Here is a 23001-nt window from a genome sequence, read left to right as displayed (position 1 = left end):
ATTATTTATGACCTTCAAGCTTGATGACTATTTGCCCTACCAGCTCTCGACGACGTCCAACGCCGTCAGTGACGTCATCGCTGGCGAGTATAAGAGCCTTTTTGGCCTCAAGATTCCGGAATGGCGGGTGATGTCGGTCTTGGGGACACGCGGTGCCTCGACCCAGCGGCATCTGGTCGAAGCGACCTTGATGGACAAGGTGACCGTCAACCGTGCGGTAAAGAATCTCGTCGACCGGGCCTTGCTCGATCGTAGCCCGAACACGGCGGATGGCCGTTCGCATCATCTGCTGCTGAGCAGCACCGGCCGCGATCTATATGGCAAGATTCTGCCGGCCGCCCAGGCAATGGACCGGAAAATCATGTCTGTTCTGAGCGTCGAGGAAAAAGCCGAGCTGTCGGCGATGCTGGCCAGGATCAAGAAATCGGCGGACACGATCGCGGCGGAATGAAAAGAGCGGCAGTTGCCCGCCGCTCTTCTGGTTTTTCAGCTGGTTTTCAGCGCTACAGCATCGCATCGGAGATCGAGCAGGCTGCGGGGCCGAGGATCACGATGAACAATGTCGGCAGAATGAACATGATCAGCGGTATCGTCATGATGGCTGGCAGACGGGCCGCCTTTTCTTCGGCGCGCATCATCCGGTCGTTACGGAATTCCGCTGACAGGACCCGCAGCGATGACGCGAGTGGTGTACCATATTTTTCGGTCTGGATCATGGTTGTTACCACGCCCTTGATATGGTCCAGATTGACGCGATAGGCGAGATTTTCAAAAGCCTGCCGCCGCTCGGTCAGAAAGCCCAGCTCGATCGAGGTCAGCGAAAATTCGTCGGCGAGCTCCGGATAGGCGCTGCCGAGTTCCTTTGAAACCCGGGCAAAGGCGGAGTCGACGGTGAGACCGGCTTCCGCACAGATGACGAGCAGATCAATAGCGTCCGGCAGGCCCTTGCGGATCAGGTCGGTGCGCTTGGCGATCAGGTTGTTTACGTAAATATCAGCCCCTTTATAACCGGCGATCGCTGCACCGGCGAAGACGCCGAAACGCTTGAGATCGGACCAGTCGGACAAATAGTTAAACCCGTAGATGGCCAGCGCCGCGCCACCGCCCAATATGATCGGCAGCACGAGACGGCTGAAAATGATGACAAAAGCCATGTCCTTGGAGCGGATGCCGGCCTGTGCCAGCTTCTGCTGCGCTTCCTTGACCTGGGTGTCCTGCAAGACCTGCATCGACGCGAGCATGTTGCGCATGCGATCGGTGGTGTCATTTTGCTGGACCAGCTTTGCCCGCTTCTTGGTGGTTGAGGCGGTGATGCCTGCTTTCAGCTGTTCGCGGCGCTCATTGAGGGCCTTGACCCGTTTCGCCATGGGGTCGCGGACCGTCACGGCGGCGTAGATTGCGAAAAATACAGCCGCAGTGGCAACGGCTGCCAGAATGGTCGCCACCCAGAGCACGTCTATGCCGAATAATGTTGGTCCGCCGCCGCTTGTCATTTGCCTTGCACCTTCATCCTAAATTTCGAAATTGACCATCTTAGCCATGATGAACACGCCAATGCCCATCCAGCAGAGGCCACCCAGGCCTGCGATGATCAGACGTTCTTCATAGAAAAAGCCGGCCAGATATGTCGGGTTCACGGTGTAAACCAGCCCGAAGACAATGAACGGCAGCGATCCGACGATATAGGCCGAAGCCTTGGATTCCGACGACATTGCCTTGATCTTCAGTTTCATCTGTCCGCGCTTGCGCAGAACATCGGCAAGATTGAACAATGTTTCGGCCAGGTTGCCGCCGGTTTCCCTCTGGATCGCCAGCGTGATGCAGAAGAACTGGAATTCCGGTGTTTCCATTCGCTTCGCGCTTTCCTGCAGCGCATCCTCCATCGTCTGGCCGATCTTGATCCGATCCACCACTTTCTGGAATTCCTCGCCGACAGGGCCGTCGATTTCCTTGGCGACCACGCCAATGGTTTCCGTCACCGGAAGGCCCGAGCGAAGGCCACGAACGAGCAGTTCGATTGCATCGGGGAACGAGGCGGTAAACCTGGATACCCGCCGGTTGATCAGGAAGCCGACGACAAAATGCGGGATCCCGGCGCCGACCAGAAGGCCGACGAACAGGCATAGCAGAAGCGGTGCGCCCTTGAGCAGAAGCAGGCCGGATACGACCACGAACAGACCGCCAGCGGCGTAGAAAAAATAGGACAGCGGCCATTGTTTGCCGGTTTTTTCCAGCCGGATGGCCAGCCTTTCCAGCTTGGTCATATTCTCGCCCCGGGGACGCATGGTCTTGCGCCGCGCCGAGAGCGCTTTTTTCATTTGCGCTTCCACCCGGACATTGTCGCTATCCGAATGGCGATATTTGACTTTATCAAGTCGTCGCGCCGAGGCCTTGGATTGTGATGGGCCGGCATAGGCAAAGATGAGCAGCAGCAGAACCGCCATAACACCGGTACCCAATATCGCAATTTGCATTATACCCATTGTCTAATCCCTATAAAGCCGAAGAAAATCTGCCGCCTGGTTCAGGCTTCAGGAGTTTCTTCCTTGGCTTTTTTTGACGGCAGAAGTGATTTGAAATCGCCAAATTTATTCATAAACGATTTTTTGCTGCCTGCCTCTTCCGGGTCTTCACCACCGCTTACGGAGCCGAGAACCAGACTGGTCAGTTCGACGATTTTTGCCGAGGCCTTGCTCGCTTTGCCGGCCTCGACCATGGCCTGACCCAGTTTGGCCGCCTGCGCAGCGGTCTTGGCATCATGCGGTATCATGATATCAATCTTGCGCTCGATGGAGCTTTCGAAGTCCTGCCGGCTGATTTCCAGATTGGCCGTCTGTACCTTGTTGGCCACGACATAGACCTTGCTCTGCGCGGCGTGGGACTTCAGCCAGGACAGCAAGCGAATGCAGTCGCGCGCCGAAGCGAGCGTCAGTTCCGTGACGATCACGGTAGCATTTACATCACCGAGAAGATGAGGATAGTTGATCAGCATGTCGCGCGGCAGGTCAATCACCGTGCAGTCGAAGGCGGCGCGGAATTCTTCCTGTAGCTGGAAGAAGGCGGTGCCGTCGGTCAGGATCGGTGAATTGATCGGTGCCTCTGCGGATAGCAGCGACAGTTTCTCATTGGCCTTGATCATCGCCCGTTCGATGAACAGGCCATCGATCCGGCTCGGATTGTCGATCGCATCGGTCAGGCCGCGGCCGGGCTCCAGGTCCAGCGACAGCGCGCCGGTGCCGAAATGGACATCCAGATCGAGCAATGCGGTCAGCCGCTCCCGGTCATGGCTGAGCAGCCAGGCCAGCGACGTGGCGATGGTCGACGCGCCGACGCCGCCACGGGTGCCGATGACGGCGGTTGAAATATGCGGCTTTTCTGCCTGCTGATCGTCAACCTTCGGCGCGTTGAGGACCGCTTGGGCCTGGGCCAATACGTCACGCAGCTGATCCGGGCTGAACGGTTTCAAAAGATAGTCCTGCAGACCGCTGACGATCAGGTCGCGATAGAGACGCACGTCGTTGACCTGGCCCATGGCTACCACCACGGTGCCGGGTTCGCAGACCTCGGCCAGCGAATTGATATCGTTCAGCGGATCGCCGGATTCCGACAGATCCACCAGCAGGATATTGGGGCTGGCGGAAACAGAGAGTGTCTGGATCGCATTGCGCAGACCACCCTTGCTGCATTTGTCGATCGGCCAGCCCATTTCTTCGGCCACCGGCCGGAGTATTTCGAGCGTGTCATCATCGCAGACAAAAGCGGCAAATGGTTCACGGCCGTTGACCGAGCCAGGTTTCCAGGGAGCGTTCATTATTGTCCTCCAACATTCTTGTCACGATAGGCCCGGATGGCCTTCGAAGCCCGCGACTGATCCTCGCCATCGGCCGTCTGGCCGCGGACCAGATCTTCCGGATTGGCAATCATCGCAGAAAGCGTGCTGTTTGTTCCGCAACCGTAATTTTCGCTGGTCCGCACCTGAAAATCGGTGTGGCTGCGATAGCTGAAATCGGGGCATCCCGGCACCGAGGCCTTGGTGCGCGTCACAACGACCCGCATCAGGCCGGCAGGAACATGGCCTTCGGTAACCGGTGCGTTCTCGCTGATGAGCAAGCCGTAGCCCGCGACGATATTCTCGACCGCCGCCTTGGCGACCGGGCTGGCCGCATAGCCCGGGTCGTCGATCGACACCCGGTCACCATAGCCCAGTTCGAGCGCGTCGAACCAGCCGGACAGACGGTTTTGCTCCGCAGAAGACAGGCCGCCACTCCCGGCATTCAGGTCCAGTACGAAATTCGCTTTGGAAACCACCGGCTGGCGTTCGCTGTAGACGCTCCGGTTCGCGGTGGTGCTGCCGCAAGCGGTAACCGAGAGCCCGAGAGCGGTGATGAGTGCCATTGAAACGATGCGCATGATCTGTTCTCCTGATCGGGCTTATTTATCGAAACTGAAACCGGGAGCGCTGCTGCCCGAATTCCCGGATTTTTTGGCTGACTGGACCGGAGCCGGAGTCTGCAGACTGCCAAAGCTCTGGCTGTCCGGCGTGGCTGGAGCCACAGTCGGCTTGGGACGCTCGCCGCCGGTGCCGGAATGGTTGCGGTTCATCAGGAACCGTTCCGCATCATTGGCAGCCTTGAAGCCGTCGGTCGGCAAAACGATCTCGTTGTCACTCACCGGCTTGACCAGATAAGGGGTGACCACAATCATCAGCTCTGTTTCGTTGCGGCTATAGCCATCCGACTTGAACAACGCGCCGAGAATGGGAACATCGGCCAGACCAGGGGTTTTTGCGATTGCCGAGTTGTAGCTGTTCTGCATAAGGCCGGCGATCATGAAGCTTTCGCCCGATCCCAGTTCGACCGTGGTTTCTGCCCGCCGGGTCGAAACCGCCGGAATGCTGAAACCATTGATGATCACGGCACCATTGGTGGTGATTTCCGATACTTCCGGTGCCACGCGGATCGAGATCCGGCCGTTGGAAAGCACGGTCGGCGTATAGGACAGGCTGACACCGTAATTCTTATACTGGACGGAAACCTCGCCCAGACCGGTTGAAATCGGGATGGGGAACTCGCCGCCCGCCAAGAATGTCGCAGTCTCGCCCGATATGGCGGTCAGATTCGGCGACGCCAGAGTGCTGACCAGGCCAACACGTTCGGACACGTCCAGAGCGGTCGCGATGTCAATGCCGAACAGGCGGCCTGCGGCCTGTATGGTGTTGAGCTCTGAACCGGTATTATAGTTGAAAGCGGTTCCACCGGCCGTCACGAACTGGCCGGTCGCGGTGTTGAACGGCAGCGAGACAGAACCCGCGGGCAAGCCAAACAGGCTGGATGCGTCCAGGCTCGGAAAGGACGACGTGTCGAAATCTGTGATCGAACCGAAGTCGCGCCCACGGGATACACCGAACTGGAAGCCGCCAGTGGTGTCACGGGTCAACAGATTGCCGTTGATTTCCTTGGCCAGCGAACGACTGACTTCGGCAAAGCGGACTTTCAGGTTGACCTGCATCGGTGTCGCTGTTTTCAGGCGGCTGACCACCCGGGTGGTATCGCCGACAAAGGCCTGAACCAGATTCTCTGCTTCTTCCGCATCATCCGGATCGGCGATAGTGCCGGTGAGCAGTACGAAATTGTTGGTCGTGCTGACCGCGATATTGGCATCCGGCATGGCCAGATTCAGCATCTGGTCGATTGAGGATATTTCCGCGCCGACGGAGACTTCAGCCGAATAGATAACCTTTCCGGACGCGCTGGTTGCGTAAAAGCTCGTCTGGCCGCCTTTTTTGCCGAAAATATAGATCTGGCGCGGCGAGCGAACCTGAACGTCGGCAATCGCATTTTCCGCAATGAAAATATCTTCGATCGAAGCGGGCAGGGTGATCAGCTTGCCACGGCCGACCGATAAGGTGATCCGGGAACTCGGCTGGGATACATTGACCGACTGGGCGTTAAGTGCAGTGGTGCTGTTGGCAACCAGAGCCATGGCGAGGGCGGCAACAACGGACATGCCGATTGCCTTTTTCGCCGGGCGTCCAGGCTGTGCAGATACTACGGCCATTATTTGTCTCCAAATTCGATATCATTGACCGTGTTGCCGCGTGCTACGCGGACTACCGGACCTTTGGGTTTTTCCTTCTCGGCCAGTGGTGGTGGCGAGCGCGTTTCAAAGCGCGACACGTCTCCGCCGGTCGAGAAGCTGGATTTCGTGCTGGTTGGACGCGCAGCCAGCGAGCGGATCATGTCGGCCTCGGCAACCGGATCATCGGTTTTGGGCAGCTTGATCGCACCGGAAGCAATGGCTTCCTCGAGTTCGGCGGCGCTGTCGGCAAGCGAACGCAGCGACAGGCTCAACGTTCCGAGAGTCTGGGCGACCGAAATCTGCTCGGCAATTTTCGGCGTGGCCTCGAGCGTGACGAGCTTGGCCTTTTTGGCGACCTGCTGTCCGGCTTCATTCGTGGTTGCGGTTACGCGGTTGTCGGTGGCCAATACGCGCAGATTGCGGATCACGGTTTCGGAAACCTTCAGCTCGGGGCCTTCTCCCTGGACCGACTGGGTCAGCATCAGGTCGACCCGGTCGCCCGGAAATACAAAGCCTGCAACGCCGGTCAGTCCCGATACCGGAATAGTGACGGCGCGCATGCCGGGGCCGAGGGCTGCAGCAAGGAAGCCGCGATCACCCGGTGCCACCAGTGCGCCCTTGGTAAGCGGCTGGCCGGCGGTAACCGGATTGCGGACAACCGTGCCGGCGAGCGTCTCTACGTCCGTGCCTTCCTTCATGAAATAGGCTTCCTCGACCAGATCCTTCGGCCATGGCTGGAAACGGAAACTGTCGGGCGTGATGATTGTGCCAACCGGCAGGGCGCGGGTTGCGACGAGAATTTCCTCGCCAAGAACTTCGGCCTTCTTCGCAGCAACTTGCGGCGCGGAGGCACCATCAAACATATTCTTCGCGAGCAATGCCGTAACCGCAGCTACGATCAGTGCGCCAACCAGCAAAATGATTTTCTTCTTGTCCATGACGTCTAACGCCTCCTGAATGCCCCCGCCCGATTGGTTCCATTGGCGGTCATTGCCTCTTTCGAGTAAAATGGTTAAAATATCGTTTGTGAACTATGTCCCGTGATGCCCCAGATCATCCAGAGCCCGGAAAATGCGATCGCGACCCCGTAGGGAACCTTTATTGGGCCTTCGGTCTTTCGGATTGTCTTGCTGATCATCATTAACAAAGTCAGCAGGCCGCCTGCGATCGACATGATCACCAGCAGTTCCAGAAATGTCAGCCAGTGCATCCACAGGGACAGGGCGGTCAGCAGTTTGACGTCGCCTCCACCCATCGCGCCGACCGCGAACATGGCGGCAAATATGGTGAATATGACAGCAGCCAGGCCTATTTGCGCGATCATCTCCGGCCAGATGGTCATACCGCTGGCTATCCAGAATATCGGTGCGCCGAGGGCTATGCCCAGGTTCAGCCAGTTGGAGATATGGCGGCTTTTGAGATCCGTAACGGCCGCTGCAATCAGTGCAATTGCCAATCCGCCCCAGAGCAAGTAGATGAAAGTTTCGCTATCCATGGGCAGACCGTCTAGTGAATTTGCCTTACCAAATAGTAACCATGATTTTTCGAACGGTTTCTTTCCGACCCTGTGACAACGATAAAGCGTGATATGACAGACTTGAAAGAGCAGCGCTTTGATCGCCGGTCGGTCCCGGCCGATGCAACAGAAGGGACATGGAGCGGTCCGGACGGTTGGCAATTCCGCAAGTTCGACTGGTTGCAGGATGTGCGGCAGCAAGAGGCGAGAGGATCGGTCCTGTTCATGACCGGGCGGGCCGATTTTTACGAAAAATATCTTGAAACCTTCCATGATTTTCACGCGCGCGGCTGGAATGTTACTTCGGTCGACTGGCGCGGGCAGGGCGGATCGGGGCGATGCGGGCCGCACCCGCATGTCGGGCATATCGACGATTTCGCGACATGGGTCGGGGATCTGGAGGCGCTGTTCGGTGCATGGCGCGCCAGCCACCCCGGGCCGCATATCGTCGTCGGTCACAGCATGGGCGGACATATTGTCTTGCGGGCGATGACCGAACAGCGGATCCGGCCCGATGCGGCGATTTTAAGCGCGCCAATGCTCGCGCCGGCTGGCGGCGGTATGCCGGAATGGGCCGCGCAGCTGGCGGCAAAAATCATGTGCATGATAGGCCGCGGCGCGCGGCGGGCCTGGAAGCCGATCGAAAATCCGCTGGAGCCCTATGTCCCGCGGCAGGCTCTGCTGACCCATGATGCGGACCGCTATGCGGACGAATTTTTCTGGTTCCGCGAGCGTCCCTACGTGCGGCTCGGGCCGGCGAGCTGGCGCTGGGTCGAACGTGCCTATTCCTCGACCCGTCAGTTGCGCCATCGCAATCGGCTGATGCAGATGGACTTGCCGGTTCTGGTGCTGGCAACATCGACCGATGAACTGGTCGATCATCCAACCATAGAGCGGGCGGTGCATCTGATACCGCGGGCCGAACTGAAACTTTATGGCGCGGAAGCCGCGCATGAAATTTTCCGTGAAGTTGATCAGGTGCGCAACGACGCGCTCGCCAGCTGTTTTTCCTTTCTCGACCGGGTAACCCCAAAAACATGAAGCAATATGACGTTATTATAATCGGAGCCGGCATTGCCGGTGCCAGCATAGCCGCCGAAATCGGAGCGGATCGTTCGGTTCTGCTGCTCGAGGCGGAGGACCATCCCGGCTATCATTCGACCGGTCGCTCGGCCGCTTTCTGGACCGAAAGCTATGGCGGGCCGCTGGTTCAGCCGCTGACATCCGCTTCGCGCGCCTTTCTGGAAACGCCGCCGGAGGATTTTTCGGAAACGCCCTTTCTCGGCCCGCGCGGTGCAGTGAATATCGGTCGCGATGACGAGCAGCATCTGGCCGAGCAGTTTCTGGCTGATTTTGCCGACAGCGGCGTCCGAATGGAGCGCTGGTCGCGGGAGCAGACTGCTGCCCTGGTTCCCGATCTGAAGCCGGCCTGGCAACATGCTGTCTATGAACCGGATTGCCGCGATATCGATGTAGCGGCGCTGCATGCGGCCTATCTCAGAAGTGCCAGCCGCAAGGGCGTCAAGCTGATCTGCCGGGCGCCGGTCAGCGCGATCACGAAAAAGGACGGCCTATGGGAGTTGACCGCTGGCGACCATAGTTGCCGCGCAGTCCTGTTGGTCAACGCCGCCGGTGCCTGGGCTGATACTATCGCGCGGATGGCTGGCGTTACTCCGGTCGGCATCCAGCCGCTGATCCGCAATATGGTGCAGATCGAAACCGATCCGCCTTCCTCACAGGCGATGCCGCTGGTCGTCGGGCTGGATGGCAGCTTTTACTTCAAACCGGAGGCCGGCGGGGCCTATTGGCTCAGCCCGCATGACGAAATACCGTCGCTGCCCGGTGATGTGGCGCCGGACGAACTGAGTGTTGCAACCGCCATCGACCGTTTTGAAAAGGTAATGGATGTGGACATTAAGCGGGTCAGCCGGAAATGGGCGGGCTTGCGGAGCTTTGCTCCGGACCGGCTGCCGGTCATCGGTTTCGATTCGACTGCCGAAGATTTTTTCTGGTTCGCGGGGCAGGGCGGCTTCGGAATCCAGACGGCCCCCGCTGCAGCCAAACTGGCCGGCTCACTGCTGCTGGACCAGACCGCCGATGAAAGTCTGCGCGCTGTTGATGCCAGCCGGTATGCGGCATCCCGTTTTTTCTAGGAAACATCGTTTTACATCGGCCCGGTTGCGCGGGCCGGCGGATTGCGCAATAGTTCAGCCTTCAACCGAAGGAGATGACAGCAATGGCGCACAAGTTTGAAATCTGGAAAGACAAGAAGGGCGAGTTTCGCGTTCGCTTCAAATATAATAGCGAAGTCATCTTCTCGACCGAGGGCTATTCCAGCAAGGCCAGCGCAAAAAACGCGATCAGCTCGATTCTGAAAAACGGACCGAATGCCGAGATTGAAGACAATAGCTAGACTCTTGGCTTAAAATCCGCGGCGATAGGCAGCGACGTTCATGGCAGCGTCGCTCGCCAACTGGTCGGCGCGCTCGTTGTCGGCGTCACCGGCATGGCCCTTGACCCAGTTCCATTCGATCTGGTGCGGCTCGACCGCCTTTAGCAGATCCTGCCAGAGATCGGCATTCTTGACCGGCTTGCGAGCCGCGGTCCGCCAGCCGTTTTTCTGCCAGCCGAAAATCCATTTGGTAATGCCGTCTTTGACATAGGTGCTGTCGATCGAGAGCTTGACCTTGCACGGCCGCTTCAGCGCGTTGAGCGCCTCGATCGCGGCGCGCAATTCCATCCGGTTGTTGGTCGTATCCGGCTCGCCGCCGGAAATTTCCTTTTCCTTGTCACCGTGCCGGATCAGCGCACCCCAGCCACCCGGGCCGGGATTGCCCTTGCAAGCGCCATCGGTGGCGATCTCGACAATTTTCGGTTCGGTCATGCGGTAAAAATATCCTCGTGATTCTGGTAATGTTGCAGCCGGTTGAGAAAGGCCTGCGGGTCCTTGCGTGTCACCATCGCGTCGGCCGGGGTGTTGATCCAGTCATAGGCCCGGGTCAGCAGAAAGCGCAGGGCCGCACCGCGGGCCAGCAGCGGCAGCGCCCGGCGTTCGGCTTCGCTGAGCGGGAAGGCCGAACCATAGCCCTCCAGCAGGGCGCGGGATATCGGCGCGTAAAATTCGGTACCGTCATCGGAAAAGCACCAGGCGGCATGGGTAACCGCGAGATCATAGGCGCGGATATCGGTGCAGGAGAAATAGAAGTCGATCAGTCCGGTCACCCGGTCTTCCAGCATCAACACATTGTCGGGGAACAGGTCGGCATGAATGGCCGAGCGCGGTAGATCATCCGGCCAATATTGGTCGAGATGGTCGAGTTCCTGCGCGATCGCCTCGGCCAAACCGGGTGCGATATCATCGAGTTGCGCAGGACCACATTGGTCGGCCAGCGCCCGCCAGCCTTCGTGATCCATACTGTTGCGGCGCTCCGGCACGAAATTTTCCAGTGCGCGGTGCATGTCTCCCAGCGCCCGGCCGGTTGCCCTGGCCTGGTCCGGGGTCGGGTGGCTGACCGATACGCCGGGCAGGAAGGTGATGAGACAGGCGCTGCGCCCGCACAATTGCTGGATCTTGGTGCCCTCGCGATCCGCGATCATCGGCGGCACCAGACAGCCGGCTCGGGCAAGATGGTCGAGCAGGGCAATGAAAAAGGGCAGGTCGGCAGGATCGACGCGCTTTTCATAGAGCGTCAGGATGAATTTGCCCTGCGTTGTTTCCAGCAGATAATTGCTGTTCTCGACGCCCTCGGCAATCCCTTTGGCGGAAACCAGCGTGCCAACGTCGAAACGCGAGAGAAACCGGTCGATTTCTTCTGCGCTAACCTTCGTATAGACTGCCATCAGGCCGCTTCTAGACCGCGTGGCAGCTTGAAGACCATATTCTCGTCAGTGGTGCGGACTTTCTCTTCATTGATCTCAAAATGGTCTTCGAGCAAGGTGACGACTTCCCGAACCAGTATTTCCGGTGCCGAGGCCCCGGCGGTCAGGCCCAGGGTGGTGACGCCATCCAGCCACGCGAGGTCGATTTCATCGGCCCGCTGGATCAGTTTGGCGATAGCGCCGCCGCGTTCGGCAACTTCGACCAGACGCAGGCTGTTCGAGCTGTTGGGTGCGCCAATCACGAGAACCAGCTCGCAGGTTTCGGAAATCTTTTTCACCGCATCCTGACGATTGGAGGTGGCATAGCAGATATCTTCGCCTTTCGGACCGACAATATTGGGAAAGCGGCGTTGCAACGCCTCGACGATCGCGTGGGTATCATCGACCGACAAGGTGGTCTGGGTCAGGAAGGCCAGCGCTTCGGGATCCTCGGGGTTCAAGGCTTCGACATCGGCCAGCGTTTCGACCAGCGTCATCCGGCCTTCATCAACCTGGCCGAAGGTGCCGATGACCTCGGGGTGATTGGCATGACCGACAAAAATGATATGGCGTCCCGCCTCGGTCTGCCGTTCTGCCTGCCGATGGACTTTGGAGACCAGCGGGCAAGTCGCATCGAGATATTCCAGCCCGCGTTCCTCGGCCTTGTGCGGGACCGCCTTGGGCACGCCATGGGCAGAAAAGACCACCGGAACGCCGTCCGGAACCTCGTCCAGTTCCTCGACAAATATCGCGCCCAGTTTCTTTAATTCGTCGACAACATAGCGGTTATGCACGATTTCGTGCCGGACATAGACCGGCGCGCCATATTTTTTTATCGCCAGTTCAACGATTTTTATCGCCCTGTCGACACCTGCGCAAAAGCCGCGTGGTGCGGCCACAAGCAAGTCAATCTGCCGTTTCTGCTTATCGGAATCAATCATGGTCTCAGCTCTTAGGGAATAAGTTCACCGGCGAAAAGCCCGTCTGTTCATCTTCTGGACGGTTGCACCGCATTAAAGGCCCAGATAAGGGTTGCGAAATTTTTATCGGCGCGCATGGAACCTATGTGTGTAGCCCGTGATCAAAGGCAAGGATTGAAAATGATGGCGAATGGCCGGTTGAAAAAAATGGTTTTGGCAGGGGTCGCGGTTCTGGCGGTCACCGGATGTGCGCGGGAAGGCGCAATCGACCTTAGCTCGGGCGTCGGTATTTCGGTAATCCGCAGCGGTTGTCCGGCGGTTGCGGTGCCTGATCACACCGGCGACATCACCATCTTCAACCCGGCCAGCAGCACCGATGCCAGCGCCATCGACGTGGTCGCCTATATCACCAATGTCCGCTCCACCTGCAACAGTGAAAGCGCCCGGATTTACAGCGAAGCGGCCTTTGATGTCCACGCGTCGCGGACCAATCCGGCCGGCGCCCGTACGGTTACCATTCCCTATTTCTCGACGGTCGTCCAAGGCGGCACCGCTGTGGTTGCCAAGCGGGTCGGCAACGTGACCCTGCAATTTGCCGATGGCGCCTATCGGGCGACGGCTTCCGCCAAGGCGGGTGCCTATGTCGACGCTTCTGCCGCGCGCCTGCCGGACGAGGTGATCGAACGCCTGACCCGCCGCCGTAAGGCCGGTGATCCCGACGCGGCGCTCGATCCGCTCGCCGATCCGACAATCAAGGCTGCAGTCGCGCGATCCTCGTTCGAACTGCTGGTCGGTTTTCAACTGAGCCAGGCGCAGCTACAGTATAACGCAACCCGATAAGGGTCGCCTGAATTGCCAACCAACCGTGCCTGATCCTGTCGGGCCCCTTTTCCTGTGACGAACTGAACCAATCATGCTGTTCCATATTTTTCAGAAGCATATTGATGCGATATTGGATGAACTGACCGAAGCGGAGATACTTCCCTCCGGCGTTGATCGCGGGAATGTCACGCTGGAGCCGCCGCGCGATCCGTCGCACGGTGACCTGTCGACCAACGCGGCGATGGTCCTGTCCAAGGCGGCGGGCATGAAGCCGCGCGACCTGGCCGGAAAAATTGCGGAGAAGCTGGACGCGCTGGATGATGTGCAGTCGGTCGATATTGCCGGTCCCGGCTTCATCAACATGCGGGTTGCAGCGCCGGTCTTGCTCGGTGAACTGCTGGAAATCGAGCAGTTGGGACCGGAATATGGCCGCTCCGACAAGGGCCGGGGTGTCACGGTCAATATCGAATATGTTTCGGCCAATCCGACCGGACCGATGCACATGGGCCATTGCCGCGGCGCGGTGGTCGGCGACGCGCTGGCCGATCTGCTCGAGGCTGTCGGGCATAAGGTGATCCGCGAGTATTATGTCAATGACGCCGGGTCGCAGGTCGACACGCTCGCCCGCTCGGCGCATCTGCGTTATCTCGAGGCGCTGGGCGAGGATATCGGCACGATACCTGAAGGCCTTTACCCGGGCGACTATCTCAAGCCGGTGGGCGAGGCTCTGGCCGCCGAGTTTGGCGAAAAATACAAGGATGCTGCGGAAGCCGACTGGCTGCTGACCTTCCGCAAGGCGGCGGTCGCCAAGATGATGGACATGATCCGTTCCGATCTGGCCATGCTGGGTATCCGCCACGATGTTTTTTCCTCCGAGGCAGAATTGCACGAAGCGGGCAAGGCGGACGCCGCCGAGGCCGAGCTACGCTCCCGCGACCTCGTCTATGACGGGGTGCTGGAGCAGCCCAAGGGCAAGGTGATTGATGATTGGGAAGCAGTCGAACTGCCGCTGTTCCGGTCGACGCAATTTGGCGACGACCAGGATCGCCCGATCAAGAAATCCAACGGACGCTGGACCTATTTTGGTGGCGATCTCGCTTATCATTTCCAGAAAGCGCAAAGCGCCGACGAACTGATCGACATCTGGGGCGCTGATCACAGTGGCACCGTCAAGCGGATCAAGGCCGCGGTCGCGGCCCTGACCGGCGGCAAGACCAAATTCGATGTCAAGCTGGTGCAGATGGTCCGCTTGCTGCGCAATGGCGAGCCTGAGAAAATGTCGAAACGGTCCGGCAATTTTGTCACTATCGCCGACATGGTCGCTGAAGTCGGCAAGGATGCCGTGCGGTTCACCATGCTGACCCGCAAGGCGGACGCGCAGATGGACTTTGATTTTGCCAAGGTGATGGAAGCCTCGCGCGACAATCCGGTCTTTTACGTGCAATATGCTCATGCCCGGATCCAGTCGATGCTGCGCAAGGCGGCTGAAGACGGCGTGGTGCCGTCCGCTGCGCATCTGGACCGTCTCGGCGAGGAGGAATTGGAACTCGTCAAGCTGGCGGCGCAATTCCCGCGGATCATCGAATCGGCAGCGGCATCGCGCGAGCCGCACCGAGTCGCATTCTATCTCAATGATCTGGCAGCCGCTTTTCACGGCTATTATAATCTGGGCAATGACCGGCCTGACAAGCGGATCATAATGGTTAACGACCCGGAAACGACGTCGGCGAGGCTTTTCTTAGCCAAGAATATAGGGCAGACTGTGAAGAACGGTCTTGCATTGATGGGCGTAGAGGCCGCAGAATCGATGTGATCTGCCCTGTGGCTAATGGAGCATAAAATGTCAGATATCACCCGCGACAATCTCGATCTTGACGACGACGATCGTTTGCCCTGGCTGGAATCGGCCGAAGATTATGATGAAGACGGCGAATATTCTCCGGTCCGGGTGGCGATATTTGTCGGCGTGGGCCTGTTGTTTCTGGCGGCTATTGTCGGCGGCATCTACTGGCTGCAGAACCGCGATGGTGGCGGGCTGGACGGCAGCGGCGAACTGATCGCGGCGCAGGAAGGCGATTTCAAGGTTCGCCCCGACGATCCGCAGGCGAAACAGTTTGAAGGCGAGGGCGATGCCAGTTTCGCCGCCAGCGAGGGACAGGAAACGCCGGCGCAACTGGGCAATGCCGCGACCACCGAAGCGCCAATCCGCAAGGCCGATACCGGGCCGGCAGCCGAGGCTGCGGGAAGCGCGCTGATCCAGCTCGGTGCATTCAGTTCCGCTGGCCTCGCCGACAACAGTTGGGCTGGCTATGCCCGCCGCTTTGAAGCCATCGGTTCGCTGCCGAAAAAGATCATTCCCGGCAAGCTGGATGGCGGTACGATTTACCGCCTGAACGCGGTTGCGCCCAGCCGTGAAGCGGCGCAGGAAATCTGCAACAATCTCAAAGCTGCCGGGGAAAGCTGTCTCGTCGTTCGCTGATTTTTGGCAATTGATGGTTGAAGCGCTGTGGATAACGGCGCTTTCACCTTTACCCGGCTGCGAAACGGCGCGAGTATAAGACATGTTGCGTGAGAAAATATCATCATGGCTATGACACCGGCGGTATTCGGTATTGCGGGGCTGAGCCTGACCGCCGATGAAAAGGCGTTTTTCCGCGACAGCAATCCTGCGGGCTATATCATGTTCGGCCGCAACATCGGCAGCAAGGCGCAGCTCAGGGCGCTGACCGACGAGTTGCGCGCGCTCCATGGCCGTGATGATCTGGCGATTCTGATCGATCAGGAAGGTGGCCGCGTGGCGCGAATGCAGCCCCCGCTCTGGCCCCAATTCCCGGCTGGAGAGATTTTCGACAAGCTCTATGACATCGCCCCCGCTACCGCGATCGAGGCGGCGCGGCTCAATGCGCAGGCGATTGCCGTCATGCTGAACGAGGTCGGCATCAGCGTCGATTGCCATCCCTTGCTCGATGTCCGCCAGCCGGACGCTGACAATGTCATTGGTGATCGCGCGCTGGGCAGCGAACCCCTGCGCGTGGCCGCTCTCGGTCGGGCTATTCTGGACGGCTTGCAGCGCGGTGGCGTGGTCGGGGTGGTCAAGCATTTGCCAGGGCACGGCCGGACCAGCGTCGATACGCACAAGGCCCTGCCAACGGTGACCGCCAGTGACGAAGAACTGACGCTTGATCTTGCCCCGTTCCAGACGCTGAAAAATGCGCCGATGGGCATGACCGGCCATTTGCTTTTCACCGCCTGGGACGCAGAGACGCCATCGACATTGTCGAAAACGGTAGTGCAGGATATCATTCGTGACCGCATCGGCTTTGATGGCCTGCTGTTCACCGATGATCTGGATATGGAAGCCCTGTCCGGCACGGTTCCGGATCGGGCCGAGCGGGCGCAGGTTGCCGGTTGCGATATTGCGCTCAATTGCTGGGCAAAAATGGCCGACATGACCGGTATTGCCGAACGCCTGTCACCGATGTCGGACAAAACGCGGCAGCGGCTAGACGATGCCATGTCGACAATCGCAGATGTGTCCGTCGCCGGAGCCGAGGAAGAGCTGGCAAGCCTGCTCGCCAGGCGGGACGGGCTGATGGCGGCAGTCGCATGAGCGAAGAGGCAGAAAATGAAGGCTTTTTCTTCCCTGCCGATCCGGCGGCTTCAGACGACAGCGCGCTGACTCTCAATATCGATGGCTGGGAAGGGCCGCTCGATCTGTTGCTCGCACTCGCCCGCAACCAGAAGGTTGACTTGCGCGAGATATCGATTCTCGAACTGGTGCAGGAATATCTCAAATATATTGCCAGCGCCCAGACATTGCGGCTGGAACTGGCCGCAGACTATCTGGTGATGGCAGCCTGGCTGACCTATTTGAAATCGGGTCTGCTGCTTCCCAAGGATCCGGAGATCGATCCATCACCCGAGGAACTGGCTTTGCGGCTGCAAATGCGGCTGGAGCGGCTGAATGCTATGCGGGAAGCCGGTGCCCGGCTGCTGGCGCGCGACAGGATTGGCCGCGATGTGTTCATGCGCGGCGCACCCGAAGGATTGCGGGTGGTCAAAGAGCGGCAGTGGCAGGCGGAATATTATGACCTGATCGCGGCCTATTCCCGTGTGAAAGTACGCGGTGCGCCGGCGATCCATGTGGTCAAGCAGCGCATGGTGATGACGCTGGAAGATGCGCTCGCGCGGGTCTCGATGATGCTGGGAGAAGCGATCGACTGGATGGACATACGGCATTTTCTGCCGCCTGGCGCGCCACCCGAATTGCGCAAATCGGCGCTCGCATCGAGCTTTCTCGCGACACTGGAACTCGCGCGGCAAGGGAAGCTGCAATTGCAACAGAAAGAGAGCTTCTCACCGCTCAGGATAAAGGCGACGACAAATGGGTGAATTTGACAGCGAAGATACCAGCCTGATCGAAGAGAAGCCGGATGCACCGGATATCGGCAAACGCGCGATCGAGGCGACGCTATTTGCCTCGGACAAGCCGATGACGATTGCCGAGATCAGGACCTATGTCGGAGAAGAGCTGGACGTCCGGCAAATCCTCGCCGACTTGCAGGATGATTTCCGGGAGCGGGGGATCATCCTCGTCAAGACCGGCGATCGCTGGCATTTCCAGACCGCTCCCGATCTGTCCCATCTGCTCCGTCGCGAGCGTGCCGAACTGCGCAAGCTCAGCCGGGCCGGGATGGAGACGCTGGCCATCATTGCGTATCACGAGCCGGTCAGCCGGGCAGAAATCGAATCCATCCGGGGCGTGCAGGTCGCTAAGGGCACGCTCGATGTGCTGATGGAGGCCGGCTGGGTCCGTCCGGCGGGCCGCCGCGAGGTGCCGGGCCGGCCACTAATCTATGCGACGACGGCAGAATTTCTGACCCATTTTGGTCTGCAAAGCCGCCGCGATCTACCGGGACTGGATGATCTGAAAGCCGCGGGTTTGCTGGATCCAGTCGATATGGCCCTGGAACAGATGGAGCTGGAAGCGGAAGCCGAGGCGGAGGCGGTCAATGCCGAAGAACAATCCGCTGTGCGAGATATTGCGGATCAGGATGGTGTTTTGCTGGAAAACCAAACCGAAACTGCCTAAATAGGGTGGATAAGGAGAAAATCGCATGCAACCGAGTGTTTGGCAGATTTTAATTGTAGCAGCGCTGGTTCTGATTCTATTTGGTCGTGGCCGGATTTCCGAGATGATGGGCGATGTCGGCAAGGGCATTCGCTCTTTCAAGAAGGGCATTACCGAGGAAGAGGAAAATGCCGCGAAACCGACCCCCAAGATCGATAACAAGAGCGGTGATCTTTCAGCCGATACCAGCAAGACCGCTGACAAGACGGCTGGTTGATTTGCCGGCCTCTGGATCGCGGGCCGCATAATATATGTTTGACCTTTCCATATCAGAGATCGCGATTATCGCGATCATTGCCGTTGTGGTCATCGGCCCCAAGGAATTGCCGCGCGCGTTGTCAACCGCAGGCAAATGGATGGCCAAGGGCCGCGGTATCATGGCCAATTTCCGGACCGGCCTTGATGCCATGGTGCGCGAAGCCGAACTGCAGGAAATGGAAAAGAAATGGGCGTCCGAGAATGAGCGGATCATGCGCGAGCATCCGGCGCTGCCGGATGAAAGTGCGGTAGACGAGCCGGTTATGGAACCGCTGGACGGCCCGTCTGCGGAGGCCGAGGCTGAGGCCGACACCGGCTCCGACACCGGTGCGGCGGCTCCTGTCAACAAGACCGAGGGCAATCAGGGATGACGGACCTTTCTGATCGGTTGTTCCTGCCAACCGGCTCCTCCCCGTCCGCTTGGTGCTTTGGCAAATGTGTCACGGACAATCGAGATTGCCTGATTTCCGGTGGTCTGGTATGAACGACCAGCGCCAACCCGATCTCGACGAGAGCAAGGCGCCGCTGATCGAGCATCTGATCGAGTTGCGTCAGCGACTGCTCTGGTCGGTGGCGGCGCTGGGCGCGGCTTTTCTGGTCAGCATATTTTTCGCCGACGAAATTTTCGGGATATTGGTGCAGCCGCTGACCGATGCGTTCCCGGCGGGCGAAGGGAAAATCATCTACACCAAGCTCTACGAAGCCTTTTTCGTCGAGATCAAGGTGGCGATTTTTGCGGCCTTTTTCCTGGCCTTTCCGATCATCTCCAACCAGCTATGGGCCTTCGTGGCACCCGGCCTCTATGCCAATGAGAAAAAGGCGTTCCTGCCCTTTCTCGTCGCGACGCCCTTGTTGTTCATGGCGGGCGCGTCCCTGGCCTATTTCATCGTCATGCCGACGGCTTTCCGCTTCTTCCTCGGGTTCGAGGGGGCGGTTGGCGGTCTCCAGCAGGAAGCGCTGCCGGCAATGGGCGACTATCTGTCGCTGGTGATGCAGTTCATTCTCGCCTTCGGCGTCTGTTTCCAGCTGCCGGTGCTGCTTCTGCTGCTCAACCGTGCGGGGATTGTCAGCCGGCAGCAGCTGAAGGGCGTGAGACGTTATATGATTGTCGGCGCCTTTGCGTTGGCCGCGATCCTGACGCCGCCGGATGTGGTGTCGCAGTTGATGCTCGGAATTCCACTGATCCTGCTCTACGAGGTCTCGTTGCTCATCATGTGGGCCACCGAGCGGAAGAAGCGGGAAATAGTCTCGTCCTAGAGCATTGTCGTGCTCCGCAAATGATGCGGGTCCCAGGATGATAATCACTTGTCATCACCAAGGTCCCGCTTCAAGTGCGGAGAACGGTAATAGCTTTCTTAATCAATCGCATCCTGGCCGGCTTCGCCAACCGACTCGATATCCCTGCCGACACCCTTGACGGTGGCACAGGCACTGAGCAACACCATTGTAGAGATCAAGATTGCTGCGGTAATTTTCTGCATGTTAGAACATCCTAAAAACTGAACTTTGCACTGACGCGAATATCACGACCGGACAGAGGTACATAGTCTTTAGTGAATGAGGCATGACGACGGGCCTGGACGTCGAAAATATTATTGGCCGATGCCAGCAATGTCACGCCGCCTTCCTTGCCGAATGGCCGCCATGCAACAGAGGCGTTGACCATCGTAAAGCTGTCGGTCGGCGTTTCAAAAGCCGCGACGCGATCTTGGCCATCGGCCCATTCGACTTCCGCACGCAGGTCAAAGGAGCCGCTTTGTGCTTCGATTCCGCCGAGTAGGCGAAGCGGCGGGATCCGCGGTACCGGACCGCCGCCATTGTTGATTCTGGCGTGCACATAATCGGCTACGCCATCAACGATGAAGTCAAAGCCGGCAGCCCGACCGACCACCGCCGAGGCAGACGCCTCGACGCCATAATAGGTCGCGTCCTGCTGATAAAATTGGAAGACCGGCAGACCGTCTTCCTCGGCAGCGGTTTCTGCTTCGAAAATATAATCATCGAAGAAATTGGCATAGACGGTCGCGCTCAGCTGGACATCGTCGCTATCCCAGCGGGCATAGAGTTCGCCGCCCCAGCTTTTCTCGGTGGTAAAATCGGGGTTGCCGATTTCATAGGCCTGGGTGGCGATATGCGGGCCATCGGAAAGCAGTTCTTCTGCCGAGGGCGCACGCTCCGACCGCGAGAGATTGACACCGACCTTGAAGGCGCTGTCATCCGGCGCATAGGCAAGCCCCAGCGCGCCCGAGAAGGTGTTGAAGCTGCGCTCAAAATTGATGCTGTTGGCGCTGATATCGGTCTGGTCGAAACGCATTGCGCCTTCCACTTCCCAATTGCCGAGATCAACTTCCTGAACCGTGAACAAGGCCCAGCTTTCCAGACTGTTTTTCGGTACAAAGGCTTCCGCTCCGATGGCGTTGAAATCGCGGACCAGAACCTGGGTCCCGATCACGCCGCGCCAGCCGTCATGGTCTGCCTGGACCAGCTCGGCCCGCGCCTCGATACCCGATACCGAGAAAACGGTTCCGATTTCATCGCCTTCAAACTCGGTATGCTCATAGTCCGAATAGCCGGCACGGAAATTCAGCGATTCAAAAAAGCCGCCGAGATTGACGCCGCCGCGCAGGTCGACCCGGATCTGTTCCAGCCCGATTGTTACGGGCGCTTCTTCGTCGTGATGCTCGTCTTCATCATGATCGTCGTCGTCATGATCGTGATCATCCTCTTCTTCCTCGCCGTGCGCATGTTCGGTGCCGGGTCGGCTCGGGACGCCATAGTCCGAGTCATAATAGCTTAGCGAGACGCCGAGATGGCCGCCGTCGTCAATAAAGGCCAGGCCAACACCGGCGGTGTAGGTCTGGCTGGCGCTATTCTCGATCCGCCCCCGCTGATTGGCGGCTTCGGTCAATTCTTCCGCTTCCTCGAGGTGACCTTCCTCGGTCTCTTCGGCCGCGTCGGCCAGCAGGTCTGCGCGCAGTTCGGGCGACAGGACATATCCGGGAACCCGAACATCACCGCTGTCACGGAAACTGCCGTCCGCATGGATCACGAGCTTGGACGTCAGCGGGACGTCGACCGATCCGGCGAGGCTCCAGTCATCGGCGGCGCTGCCGTATCCGCCGATTGCATCCACGTGGATTGCATCTTCCGGCACGTCGCGGGGAATGCGCTTGTCAATGACATTGACCGCGCCGCCAATCGCATCGCCGCCGAAGAGCAGGACCGCAGGGCCGCGCAGAACCTCGACCCGCTGGGCAGTGAGCGGATCAATGGTCACCGCATGGTCCACCGAAGTGTTGGATGCGTCGAGCGAACCGATGCCGTCGGTCAGCACCTTTACGCGTGGCCCCTGAAACCCGCGCAACACAGGCCGCGAGGCACCGGGCGCGAAACTGGTCGACGATACGCCGGGCAGGGATGTCAGGCTGTCCCCGATCTGGCCGCGCAAATCTTTTGCAAGATCATCGCCGGAGAGCGCCGAGGTGCCGGCCAATATGTCGAGCTGGTCGACATAAGGAGCGGTAACGATGATCATATCGTCATCGTGAAAATCATCGGCGAGGCCGGTGGAGCGCTGTTCGGCGGTCTTTTCCTGCTGGGCAAAGGCAGGAGTTGCGGGCAGCGCCAGAATGGCAGCGGAAATCAGGAATTTTCTGTGTGACACATTTATCTCTTATATCTTGGGGACAGGAATCGTCCGCTAGATAGGGGATATGATATAATATATCAAACAGGAAATATCCGAATCTGGCAGGGTGAGGCAAATCTGCAACAAATGCCGGCGCCCGGAAGGGGAAAATACCGGGGCAGCGATCTTGCTCCAACCGGAAGCTTTCGGTGCAAGCGAGCATATGCACCTGTCGCAGTCGTCCGTCCGGTGGAAGACCGGTCTTGCGGCGACCGTTCCGGGCGGCTGACAGACCCGTTCGGTCACAGGTGGTCTTAGTCGGGCCATATTAGTGCCCATGTAGAGGACGTGTCGGAAAAGGTAATGGAGCGCCGGATGGAAGCGATGATGGCGAGCGGGGGCGGCCAGATCACTTTCGTCATGCTGAACTTGTTGCGGACTCTTCTCACTCTTGCCAGCAGATTCTGGATCAGGCGGAGGAGGTCCTGAAACAAGTTCAGGATGACGAGACCACTGGCTTTGGCTATGGCCACCCCATGACCTTTACCAAGAAAATCCTTCTCCTCGGCTCCGGCGAACTGGGCCGGGAATTTGTTATCTCGGCCAAGCGGCTTGGTGCGTATGTCATTGCCTGCGATGCCTATGACAATGCGCCAGCCATGCAGGTTGCCGACGCTCGGGAGATCTTCTCGATGCTCGACGGTGCAGAATTGCGCGCGGCCGTCGAGAAGCACCGGCCCGATCTGATTGTTCCGGAGGTCGAGGCGATCCGGACGGAAGTTTTGGCCGA

Annotated in this window: 26 protein-coding genes and 1 pseudogene; 14 read left to right on the top strand and 13 right to left on the bottom strand. The window is 58.9% G+C overall.

From position 1 onward, the window contains the following. Window positions 1-7 precede the first annotated feature (7 nt). Entirely contained in the window at window positions 8-451 is a 444-nt protein-coding gene (locus tag ACHZCJ_RS06960; protein WP_159643936.1) for a MarR family winged helix-turn-helix transcriptional regulator, read from the top strand. A gap of 52 nt (window positions 452-503) precedes the next feature. On the opposite strand, the gene ACHZCJ_RS06955 is transcribed toward ACHZCJ_RS06960, so the two are convergent. From ACHZCJ_RS06955 to ACHZCJ_RS06925, 7 genes are all read right to left on the bottom strand, one after another. After that, window positions 504-1493, bottom strand: coding sequence for a type II secretion system F family protein (locus ACHZCJ_RS06955; RefSeq protein ID WP_159643934.1), 990 nt, complete (start codon window positions 1491-1493; stop codon window positions 504-506). Window positions 1494-1511: 18 nt separating this feature from the next. Next, window positions 1512-2483 (bottom strand): type II secretion system F family protein, encoded by a 972-nt coding sequence (locus ACHZCJ_RS06950; RefSeq protein ID WP_159643932.1) that lies wholly within the window; start codon window positions 2481-2483, stop codon window positions 1512-1514. Window positions 2484-2524: 41 nt separating this feature from the next. Then, entirely contained in the window at window positions 2525-3811 is a 1287-nt protein-coding gene (locus tag ACHZCJ_RS06945) for a pilus assembly protein CpaE (RefSeq protein ID WP_159643930.1), read from the bottom strand. Next, entirely contained in the window at window positions 3811-4410 is a 600-nt protein-coding gene (locus ACHZCJ_RS06940) for a CpaD family pilus assembly protein (RefSeq protein ID WP_159643928.1), read from the bottom strand. Before ACHZCJ_RS06940 ends, ACHZCJ_RS06945 begins: the two co-directional genes overlap by 1 nt. Before the next feature lie 21 nt (window positions 4411-4431). Then, complete coding sequence (locus ACHZCJ_RS06935) at window positions 4432-6057, bottom strand: type II and III secretion system protein family protein (protein ID WP_321325063.1); 1626 nt, start codon at window positions 6055-6057, stop codon at window positions 4432-4434. Next, entirely contained in the window at window positions 6057-7016 is a 960-nt protein-coding gene (gene cpaB / locus ACHZCJ_RS06930) for a Flp pilus assembly protein CpaB (protein WP_159643926.1), read from the bottom strand. Before cpaB ends, ACHZCJ_RS06935 begins: the two co-directional genes overlap by 1 nt. 74 nt (window positions 7017-7090) lie before the next feature. Further along, entirely contained in the window at window positions 7091-7573 is a 483-nt protein-coding gene (locus ACHZCJ_RS06925) for a prepilin peptidase (protein WP_321325060.1), read from the bottom strand. 93 nt (window positions 7574-7666) lie between these two features. On the opposite strand from ACHZCJ_RS06925, the gene ACHZCJ_RS06920 reads away from it, so the two are divergent. The 3 genes from ACHZCJ_RS06920 to ACHZCJ_RS06910 all read left to right on the top strand — a co-directional run bounded on the left by ACHZCJ_RS06920 (window position 7667) and on the right by ACHZCJ_RS06910 (window position 10007). Further along, window positions 7667-8635 carry an alpha/beta hydrolase gene (locus tag ACHZCJ_RS06920; protein ID WP_321325058.1) on the top strand — a complete coding sequence of 323 codons (969 nt, stop codon included), beginning with the start codon at window positions 7667-7669 and terminating at the stop codon, window positions 8633-8635. Further along, on the top strand, window positions 8632-9747 hold the full coding sequence (locus tag ACHZCJ_RS06915; RefSeq protein WP_321325056.1) for an FAD-dependent oxidoreductase: 1116 nt from the start codon (window positions 8632-8634) through the stop codon (window positions 9745-9747). The genes ACHZCJ_RS06920 and ACHZCJ_RS06915 overlap by 4 nt, the downstream gene beginning before the upstream one ends. 83 nt (window positions 9748-9830) lie before the next feature. Then, window positions 9831-10007, top strand: a complete 177-nt coding sequence (locus ACHZCJ_RS06910; protein WP_089134585.1) for a DUF1508 domain-containing protein — start codon at window positions 9831-9833, stop codon at window positions 10005-10007. Between the two features lie 9 nt (window positions 10008-10016). Here the strand turns inward: ACHZCJ_RS06910 and rnhA are convergent, their stop codons facing one another. The 3 genes from rnhA to ispH are packed head-to-tail and all read right to left on the bottom strand — an operon-like array spanning window position 10017 to window position 12393. Further along, a complete protein-coding gene (gene rnhA / locus ACHZCJ_RS06905; protein WP_321325053.1) occupies window positions 10017-10478 on the bottom strand; it encodes a ribonuclease HI in 462 nt (153 codons plus the stop codon). Further along, a complete protein-coding gene (gene thrB, locus ACHZCJ_RS06900) occupies window positions 10475-11434 on the bottom strand; it encodes a homoserine kinase (RefSeq protein ID WP_321325051.1) in 960 nt (319 codons plus the stop codon). Before thrB ends, rnhA begins: the two co-directional genes overlap by 4 nt. Then, on the bottom strand, window positions 11434-12393 hold the full coding sequence (gene ispH / locus ACHZCJ_RS06895; protein ID WP_321325049.1) for a 4-hydroxy-3-methylbut-2-enyl diphosphate reductase: 960 nt from the start codon (window positions 12391-12393) through the stop codon (window positions 11434-11436). Before ispH ends, thrB begins: the two co-directional genes overlap by 1 nt. A 162-nt stretch (window positions 12394-12555) precedes the next feature. On the opposite strand from ispH, the gene ACHZCJ_RS06890 reads away from it, so the two are divergent. The 9 genes from ACHZCJ_RS06890 to tatC all read left to right on the top strand — a co-directional run bounded on the left by ACHZCJ_RS06890 (window position 12556) and on the right by tatC (window position 19840). Beyond that, the gene (locus tag ACHZCJ_RS06890; protein ID WP_321325081.1) at window positions 12556-13212 is read left to right on the top strand and encodes a hypothetical protein; all 657 of its coding nucleotides are present in this window, start codon (window positions 12556-12558) and stop codon (window positions 13210-13212) included. 70 nt (window positions 13213-13282) lie between these two features. Further along, entirely contained in the window at window positions 13283-15007 is a 1725-nt protein-coding gene (argS, locus tag ACHZCJ_RS06885; protein WP_321325080.1) for an arginine--tRNA ligase, read from the top strand. 27 nt (window positions 15008-15034) lie between these two features. After that, entirely contained in the window at window positions 15035-15673 is a 639-nt protein-coding gene (locus ACHZCJ_RS06880) for an SPOR domain-containing protein (RefSeq protein WP_321325047.1), read from the top strand. Window positions 15674-15784: 111 nt separating this feature from the next. Then, on the top strand, window positions 15785-16804 hold the full coding sequence (gene nagZ, locus ACHZCJ_RS06875) for a beta-N-acetylhexosaminidase (RefSeq protein ID WP_321325079.1): 1020 nt from the start codon (window positions 15785-15787) through the stop codon (window positions 16802-16804). Continuing rightward, a complete protein-coding gene (locus tag ACHZCJ_RS06870; protein ID WP_321325045.1) occupies window positions 16801-17586 on the top strand; it encodes a ScpA family protein in 786 nt (261 codons plus the stop codon). The genes nagZ and ACHZCJ_RS06870 overlap by 4 nt, the downstream gene beginning before the upstream one ends. Further along, the gene (scpB, locus tag ACHZCJ_RS06865; RefSeq protein ID WP_321325043.1) at window positions 17579-18286 is read left to right on the top strand and encodes an SMC-Scp complex subunit ScpB; all 708 of its coding nucleotides are present in this window, start codon (window positions 17579-17581) and stop codon (window positions 18284-18286) included. Before ACHZCJ_RS06870 ends, scpB begins: the two co-directional genes overlap by 8 nt. 25 nt (window positions 18287-18311) lie before the next feature. Beyond that, window positions 18312-18542 (top strand): Sec-independent protein translocase subunit TatA, encoded by a 231-nt coding sequence (locus ACHZCJ_RS06860; RefSeq protein WP_159643906.1) that lies wholly within the window; start codon window positions 18312-18314, stop codon window positions 18540-18542. A gap of 34 nt (window positions 18543-18576) precedes the next feature. Further along, complete coding sequence (gene tatB, locus ACHZCJ_RS06855) at window positions 18577-18954, top strand: Sec-independent protein translocase protein TatB (RefSeq protein WP_321325040.1); 378 nt, start codon at window positions 18577-18579, stop codon at window positions 18952-18954. 109 nt (window positions 18955-19063) lie between these two features. Beyond that, window positions 19064-19840 carry a twin-arginine translocase subunit TatC gene (tatC, locus tag ACHZCJ_RS06850; RefSeq protein WP_321325038.1) on the top strand — a complete coding sequence of 259 codons (777 nt, stop codon included), beginning with the start codon at window positions 19064-19066 and terminating at the stop codon, window positions 19838-19840. Between the two features lie 98 nt (window positions 19841-19938). On the opposite strand, the gene ACHZCJ_RS06845 is transcribed toward tatC, so the two are convergent. The 3 genes from ACHZCJ_RS06845 to ACHZCJ_RS06835 form a co-directional block, all read right to left on the bottom strand. Continuing rightward, window positions 19939-20028 (bottom strand): entericidin A/B family lipoprotein, encoded by a 90-nt coding sequence (locus tag ACHZCJ_RS06845; RefSeq protein ID WP_394700063.1) that lies wholly within the window; start codon window positions 20026-20028, stop codon window positions 19939-19941. Window positions 20029-20075: 47 nt separating this feature from the next. Beyond that, entirely contained in the window at window positions 20076-22247 is a 2172-nt protein-coding gene (locus ACHZCJ_RS06840; protein WP_236553902.1) for a TonB-dependent receptor, read from the bottom strand. Window positions 22248-22525: 278 nt separating this feature from the next. Beyond that, window positions 22526-22744 carry a hypothetical protein gene (locus ACHZCJ_RS06835; RefSeq protein ID WP_321325034.1) on the bottom strand — a complete coding sequence of 73 codons (219 nt, stop codon included), beginning with the start codon at window positions 22742-22744 and terminating at the stop codon, window positions 22526-22528. Window positions 22745-22747: 3 nt separating this feature from the next. On the opposite strand from ACHZCJ_RS06835, the pseudogene purT reads away from it, so the two are divergent. Further along, window positions 22748-23001, top strand: a pseudogene (gene purT / locus ACHZCJ_RS06830) (phosphoribosylglycinamide formyltransferase 2); the annotation flags it as partial.

Source organism: uncultured Parasphingorhabdus sp. (assembly GCF_963677535.2).
Lineage (GTDB): Bacteria > Pseudomonadota > Alphaproteobacteria > Sphingomonadales > Sphingomonadaceae > Parasphingorhabdus.
Note: the sequence above shows the minus strand (reverse complement) of the source record. Positions and strands in the feature narration are given on the sequence as shown.